This window comes from Kitasatospora sp. NPDC004799, from assembly GCF_040609095.1.
Lineage (GTDB): Bacteria > Actinomycetota > Actinomycetes > Streptomycetales > Streptomycetaceae > Kitasatospora.
In genome coordinates, this window is the sequence record NZ_JBEXJK010000416.1 from 1 (window position 1) to 6,963 (window position 6,963).

Here is a 6,963-nt window from a genome sequence, read left to right on the forward strand (position 1 = left end):
GGGCACCCCGCCGCCGCCCCCACCACCGCCGGCACCGGCCGGGCCCGGCCGCCCGCCCAGCCCTCCCGCCGCGGCTCCGCGGTGCGCCCGTCCCCGAGCCTCGCCGCCGCCCGGCTGGCGCCCGTGCTGTCGGGCGGGTTGCCGCCGTCCTCCGCGGACACCATGCCGGACTGGCTGGAGCCCGCGATGGCCGCCAACGGCATCGGCTCCTTCGACTGGGACATCCGCCGCGACGTCCTGGAGGGCGACCAGCGGGCCTGTGCGATCGTCGGCCTGGACACCCTGGAGAAGGGCCGCTTCGACCGCACCGCCGCCTCCTTCCTCGCCCTGCTGCACCCCGAGGACGCGCCCGTGGTGCGCCGCCGGGTCGAGCGCGCGGTGGCCGAGCTGGGCCAGTGCGGCGCCTACTACCGCACGGTCGGGGCGAAGGGCGGCCTGCGCGCGGTGCGCTTCCGCGGCCGGGTGCTCGCCGACGCCTTCGGCCGGGCCTCCCGGATGGTCGGCTTCGTCTGGGACGCCACCGTCGAGCTGCACAAGCGCGACCACGCCGACCGGATGGCCCTGCTGCGCGAGGAGCGCTCCCGGTTCATCAAGGAGGCGGCGCGCGCCCTCTCCGAAGCCGTCACCGTGCGTGACGTGGCCCGGGTGTTCACCGAGCTGCCGCTGCCCGGGCTGCCGCCGGACGGCCTGGTACTGGCCTCCTTCGAGGCCGGACGGGCGCAGATCCTCGGCGCCTCCGGCTACCGCGCCGACTCGCTGGCGGTCTGGGACCGCACCGTGCTGCCGCCCGGCCACCCGGCCGCCGAGGCGCTGCGCAACCGGGCGCCGGTCTTCGTCTCGACCCGCGAGGAGTTCCGCGACGGCTACCCCGAGGTGTGGGACCCGACCAGCCGCACCGGCCGCGGCTCCTGGGCGTACCTGCCGCTGGTGGCCAGCGGCCGGGCGATCGGCGTCTGCGTGGTCAGCTTCGACGACGAGCGCGAGCTGGACGCGGACGAGCGCACCGTGCTGACCACCCTGGGCGGGCTGGTCGCCCAGTCGCTGGCCCGGGCCCGGCTGCACGACGCCGAGCACGAGCTCGCGGCCGGCCTCCAGCGGGTGATGCTGCCGCGCACCGTGCCGTCCGTCCCGGGCGTGACCACCGCCGTGCGGTACATCGCGGCCGGCTCGGGCCTCCAGATCGGCGGCGACTGGTACGACGTGGTGCCGCTGCCCGGCGGGCACGTCGGCCTGGTGATCGGCGACGTCCAGGGCCACGACGTGCACGCCGCCGGGATCATGGGCCAGCTGCGGATCGCGCTGCGCGCCTACGCGGCCGAGGGCCACCCGCCCGCCGCCGTGATGGCCCGCGCCTCCCGCTTCCTCGCCGACCTGGACACCGACCACTTCGCGACCTGCACCTACGCCGAGGTCAACGTGGACTACGGCGTGGTCTACGCCGTCCGGGCCGGCCACCTCGACCCGGTGGTGCGCCGCGCGGACGGCACCGCCGCCGTGGTGCCGGTGGCCGGCGGGCTGCCGCTGGGCATCGACCCGGACCAGGAGTACCGGGTCACCCGGTTCAGCCTGGACCCGGGCGAGACCGTGCTGCTCTGCACCGACGGCCTGGTCGAGGCGCGCGGCATGGACCTGGACGAGGGCGTCGCCCGGCTCACCCGGGCGCTCGCCCGTCCGCTGCCGGACGCCGCGCAGGCCGCCCGCGACCCGCTGGAGGAGCTGGCCGACCGGATCGCCTCCCAGGCCGCCGACTCCAGCGAGCGCGAGGACGACATAGCGCTGCTGCTCCTGCGCTGGGACGGCCCGGCCGGCGGGCTGGCCGCCCAGCAGCTGCGCCGCCGGATCGGCCAGGCCGACCTGGCGCGGGTCGCCGAGGTCCGGGCCGAGCTGCGCGACGCGCTGCGCCGCTGGGGCGTGGCCGAGTTCATCGACACCGCCGAGCTGCTCTCCTCCGAGCTGGTCACCAACGCCATCCGGCACACCGACCGGGACGCCATGTTCACCGCCCGGCTCTACCGGGAGCCGGAGGCGGACGGCGGCCGGGCCCGGCTGCGGGTCGAGGTGGAGGACGAGTCGGACCTCTGGCCGACCCGCCGGACGCCGGGGGAGCAGGCCTCCTCCGGGCGCGGGCTGATGCTGGTCGAGGCACTCGCGGACTCCTGGGGCGTGGAGCCGCGCGGCTCCGGCAAGCGGATGTGGTTCGAGCTCAGCGGGACGGCGATGGCAGCGGCCTGAGCCCCGGCGCCGGCCCCGCCCGGCGCCGGCCCCGCCCCGGCGCCGGCTCGCCCACGGCCCGGCTCCCGGCCACCCGGCCACCCGGCCACCCGGCCACCCGGCCACCCGGCCCCCGGCCGTCCGGCGGTCAGCCGAACTTCTGCTCCAGGTCCTTCAGTTGGCGGTCCAGCGTGTCCAGCCGGGTCAGGGTCAGGGTGTCCTCCTCCGCGGTGAGGTCGACGGTGCGCCGCTCCGGACGGGCCGGCAGGCCCGGCTGGACCACCTCGCGCGGTGCGGCGGGGAGTTCGGCCCCCGGGCGTTCCGCGCCCCGCTGCACCCCGGCGGTCGCCCCGGCGGTCGTCGCGGTGGCCACTGCGGCCTCCGGGCCGGACCCCGGCTGCCGCGCCGCACCGCCGCCGCGCCGCCAGGCGCTGTGCGAGCGGTTGATCGCCCGGATCTCGGCCCGTTCCCGGCGCCCGGCCAGCCTGCGGCGCTGCTTCTCGGCGGCGCGCTCCCGCCGGTCCTCGCGCACCTCCTCGACCGCCTCGTCCAGGCTGCGGACGTTCTCCAGCAGCATCAGCGACCAGGCCGCGTAGGTCTCGCGCGGGGCGCGCAGCCAGCGGACGATGCGGATCTGCGGCAGCGGACGCGGCACCAGCCCCTGCTCGCGCAGCGCGGCCCGGCGGGTCTGCTTGAGCGCCCGGTCGAACAGGATCGCCGCCGAGAGGGACATCCCGGAGAAGAACTGCGGGGCGCCGGCGTGGGTCAGGCCGCGCGGGGCGTGCACCCAGTTGAACCAGGCCGAGGCGCCGGCGAAGAGCCAGACCAGCAGCCGGGAGCCGAGCGCCGCGTCGCCGTGGCTGGCCTCGCGGACGGCGAGCACCGAGCAGAACATCGCGGCGCCGTCGAGTCCGAACGGGACGAGGTGCTCCCAGCCGCCGGACAGGCCCAGGTTCTGCACCCCGAAGCCGACCAGGCCGTGGAAGGAGAGCGCGGCCGCGACGCCGGCGCAGCAGAACAGCAGGGTGTAGGAGGCGGCGCCGTACAGGGATTCCGTGCGGCGGCGCCGTTCCTCGGAACGCTCCCAGGAATCCTGGCCGGTGGCGGAGGAGACGGACCCCCGACCGCGGAACAGGGCCACCAGGAGCGCGCTGACCAGCAGCCCCGCGACCACGGTGATCGCCCACCCGAGCGGTATGTCGGACAGTTTCATCGCCGGAACCGGCCTCGCTTTCCTGCGTCGCTCTCCTGCGTCGTGACGGCGGGACCATCATGGCGGAAGGGCTGCGGGGGAGCGGCTGATTCGCCGTCAATGCGCTGAGGAGAGGGATTTCTGACCCGGTTACCATCGCATTGTCATAAGAATTTACGGCGGATTGTTCCCGGAATCACGGGCTTTTCCGACCGGTGATCGGACGGATATTCGTCAACGCCGCGTGACGCGCGGGCAGCCGGCGCACATGTCCCGCGGATCCGCGGTGTAGACGAGGCAGCAGCTGGCCCGGGACCGGTCCGGGGCCGGAGCGCCGTCGTCCCCGGGCGCCGGGGGCGCGAAACCGGCGCCCGGGGTGAAGGGGGCCGGGGCCGGAGCGGGACGGTCGCCCGCGCCGGGCGTGCGCGCGGGGTCGAGGGGCTCGCCGGGCGCCAGCAGCGCGGACAGTTCGACCCGGGCCCGCTCCCGCTCCCCGAGCAGCCCGCCCGCGTACCAGAGCCCCTCCACCACCGCGTCGGTGGCCATCGCCCACAGCACCCGGGGCCCGCGCCGCGCCTCCGGGCCGAAGGCGGTGAGTACCGGGGCCAGGAAGGCGCCCAGGGCGGACCGCAGGGCGGCGGCCAGCGCCGGCTCGTCCGGCACCGTCCGGGCCTGCTCCGAGCCGGCCGCCGGGTCCTCCGGCAGGCAGCCGAACTCCGCCGGGCGGACGGCCAGTTCGACCGCCTCGGGGTGCCGGCGCAGCGCGACGTCCGCGGGGGCGAGCAGCGGGACGCGCCGTTCCAGGAACCACGGCAGCGTGAACAGCAGCGAGACCGGCCAGACGAAGCGGTGCAGCCCGAAGCCGGCCGCGACGTCCGGGCGCAGCGGCCGCCCGTAGCGGGCGAGGCCCTGCCGGGCGTCGTGGGCGATCAGCTCGCGCACCGCCTCGGGGCGGGTGGCGAGGTCGGCGGCGGGCAGCCAGCCGTCGCCGCGCCGGGGCGGTCCGCAGCGCACCGTCAGGACGGTGGTGAGCCCGGACAACCGGTGGTACGAGGGGGCGCCCGGGGTGGTGGGGCCGGGAGCGGGGACGGGGGTGCGCGCCCCGGTGGTGCGGGGGGCGTGCGGCCGGGGGTCGGGCCGGGTGCTGCTCGCGGTCATGGGCGGCCCCCTCGGGTCGACCGGGGCGCCCATGGTCCGCCCGGCGGTGCCCGGGCGGTGGTGGCGGCGCCGGGCGCGGCCGGACCGGGGCATGGCGGTGCCCGGGGTACGGCAAGGCGACCTGGCCGGGGTACTGCTCCCCCCGGCCAGGTTAGCCTCACCTTAGCTGATACCGCCCCCGGTCTCGCTCGCGATGCGCCCGTCCGGGGGAGGCCCCGGCGCGCGACCGTTGCCCAACTGGCGCGCGAGCCAGACCGGCACGCCGCCCAGAGCCGCGACCAGCCGGGCGGCCTCGGCCCGCAGCCGCGCGGCCTCGGGCGGCTCGGACACCTCGGCGAGCGCCGCGAGCGCCGGCGCCACCCCCACCGTGAAGCCGAGTTGCTCGCGCAGCCGCAGCGAGGCGTCGAAGCCCTCCCGGGCGTTCCCGCGGTCCCCGCGCGAGAGCGCCAGCGCGCCCAGGTGCCGCCAGGTGTACGAGCGCAGCAGCTCGTCGCCGCGCTCGCCGGCGCCCTCGTGCGCCCGGCGGTAGGCGATCCAGGCGGCGCTGCGGTCGCGCAGCAGGTTCTCGGCGACCAACCCGCGCCGGAAGTCCAGCAGCGGACGGCCCGGGGCGTCCGGCGGCAGCAGGGCCGAGGTGCGGCCGAGCGCGGCCTGCGCCTCGTCCAGCCGGTCCCGCGGGCCGAGCACGCTCGCCACGTACGCGAGGAAGCCGCGGGCGCAGGCGGCGGCCGCGCGCTGCTCGGTGCCGGCGGCCAGCGCCTCGGCCAGGCGCAGCGCCTGCTCCGCCTGGGTCCAGTGCGCGGCGGTGAACAGGCACTGCTCGATGAGGAGTTCGGCTCGTCCGAGGGCTGAGTCCGGGTCGTGCTCGGCGGCCGGTCGCAGCAGTTCGGCGGCCTCCTGCCAGCACCCCCGGGACCTCAGCCGCCACACGGTGTCACCCGGCTCCTCCGCCGCCGCCCTCCCCCGCCCGTCCGGGCCGCTCGGGTCCCATCCGTGCTCCGACAACGCCACCTCCTTGTGTGCGCCATCCGGCATGGGCGCGGACCCGCCCCTGGGGCCCTGCCGCCACGACCCGTACGCATGACGACGGCAGGGCGAAAGGCCCGCGCTGTGGCGGCAATTCAACACGGGGGTGAGCTTGTGCACCAGATCACGAGCGAAGGTTGTTGCTTTTGGAAGAAGAATGATCTAGAGGAGGCGGAGCGGGGGATCCGGCGGGCCGCCAGGCGGGTCAGGAGGTCCAGCCGGTCTCCATCAGAGCCTCGGCGGCGCCGTTCGCGGGCTGCGGCACGCCCGCCAGGTCCAGGCTGAACAGGGCGACCAGCAGCTGTTCGCCGCGCACGGTGGCCTGGTGCGAATAGCCCGCGAGGGTGAACATCGCGGCGGCCATCTCCTCGGCGTGCAGGGTCTGCAGCCACAGGCACTCGACCGACTTCACGTCCGCGGGCTCGGTCCAGGTGTCCACCTGGGCGACCATCCGGCTGCCCAGCAGGGTGACCCCGTCGCGCTCCTGGGCCTCGGTCAGCTCCAGGTCGTCGAAGCCCAGCCACTCCAGGTAGCGGGCGGCGGTGAACACCGCGTCCTGCGAGGTGCGCACCGGGTGCGGACGGAACGGCGTGCGGTGCCGGAACGGGCGGGAGCGCCCGGCCGAGGGCGGCGCGGGCGGGGCCGGGGCGGGCGCGTTCCCCGGGTGGGCCGGGTACGGGCGGGCGGCCTGCGGGCCGGGGGCGGCGAGCGGGGCGGCGGCGCCGGTGCCCAGCCGGGTGGTGCGGTCCACCGGCAGCCGGACGGTGGCGCCGCAGTTGCAGGTGAACTCGGGCTGCGGCCACTGGTCGGAACGGCCGCAGTGCGGGCAGCGCATGCTCAGCCAGGAGTCCTCCCAGGAGCGGAAGCGTACCTGCACCGGCACCCCGCCGCGCAGCAGCGGCACCTTGAGCGAGGCGCCGCACGGGCAGGGCAGGGAGGGCGGTTCGTAGAGGTGCTCGCGGCGGCAGGCGGGGCAGCGGATCGCCCGGGCGCCACCGCCCGGCCCCGGCCGCGTGGGGTCGTGTCCGGTGAAGTCGTCGGGCAGTCCGGCCATCGCGGGCTCCGTCCGTCGGTGTCGGGTGGGTGGGACGATTCCCATGCTCCCCGAAATGTCCGGCGCCGGACGCGGAATGGGGCAATCCTCAGGGACGGATCAGGGGGGCCCGCCCGGCCGGTCGGGGGTGGAATCCTTCCTGCGGGGGATGCTCCCCGGACCGGACCGGGACGTTCACCCGGCGGACCAGCGGGCCAGGTCGGCGGGGGTGTCGAGGTCGTCCGGGACGGCGACGTCGGCGCACTCCACCAGGACGAGCTCCGCCGCGTGCGCCGCCAGCAGGGCGCGGGCCCCGGCGTCGCCGCGGGCGCCCGCCGCCGCC

The 6,963-nt window shown here is 77.1% G+C and carries 5 protein-coding genes; 1 reads left to right on the top strand and 4 read right to left on the bottom strand.

Features of this window, described 5'->3' with window-relative positions:
- The coding region (locus ABZW03_RS34110; RefSeq protein ID WP_355267200.1) for a SpoIIE family protein phosphatase at window positions 1-2,232 on the top strand (2,232 nt) is incomplete at its 5' end.
- Window positions 2,233-2,359: 127 nt separating this feature from the next.
- Here the strand turns inward: ABZW03_RS34110 and ABZW03_RS34115 are convergent.
- From ABZW03_RS34115 to ABZW03_RS34130, 4 genes are all read right to left on the bottom strand, one after another.
- Complete coding sequence (locus ABZW03_RS34115; RefSeq protein WP_355267203.1) at window positions 2,360-3,424, bottom strand: DUF2637 domain-containing protein; 1,065 nt, start codon at window positions 3,422-3,424, stop codon at window positions 2,360-2,362.
- 213 nt (window positions 3,425-3,637) lie between these two features.
- Entirely contained in the window at window positions 3,638-4,561 is a 924-nt protein-coding gene (locus ABZW03_RS34120; RefSeq protein ID WP_355267206.1) for a (2Fe-2S)-binding protein, read from the bottom strand.
- 162 nt (window positions 4,562-4,723) lie between these two features.
- Window positions 4,724-5,491 carry a hypothetical protein gene (locus tag ABZW03_RS34125; RefSeq protein WP_355267212.1) on the bottom strand — a complete coding sequence of 256 codons (768 nt, stop codon included), beginning with the start codon at window positions 5,489-5,491 and terminating at the stop codon, window positions 4,724-4,726.
- Window positions 5,492-5,792: 301 nt separating this feature from the next.
- Window positions 5,793-6,641: a hypothetical protein gene (locus ABZW03_RS34130; protein WP_355267209.1), complete on the bottom strand. Its 849-nt coding sequence runs from the start codon at window positions 6,639-6,641 to the stop codon at window positions 5,793-5,795.
- Window positions 6,642-6,963: the final 322 nt, after the last annotated feature.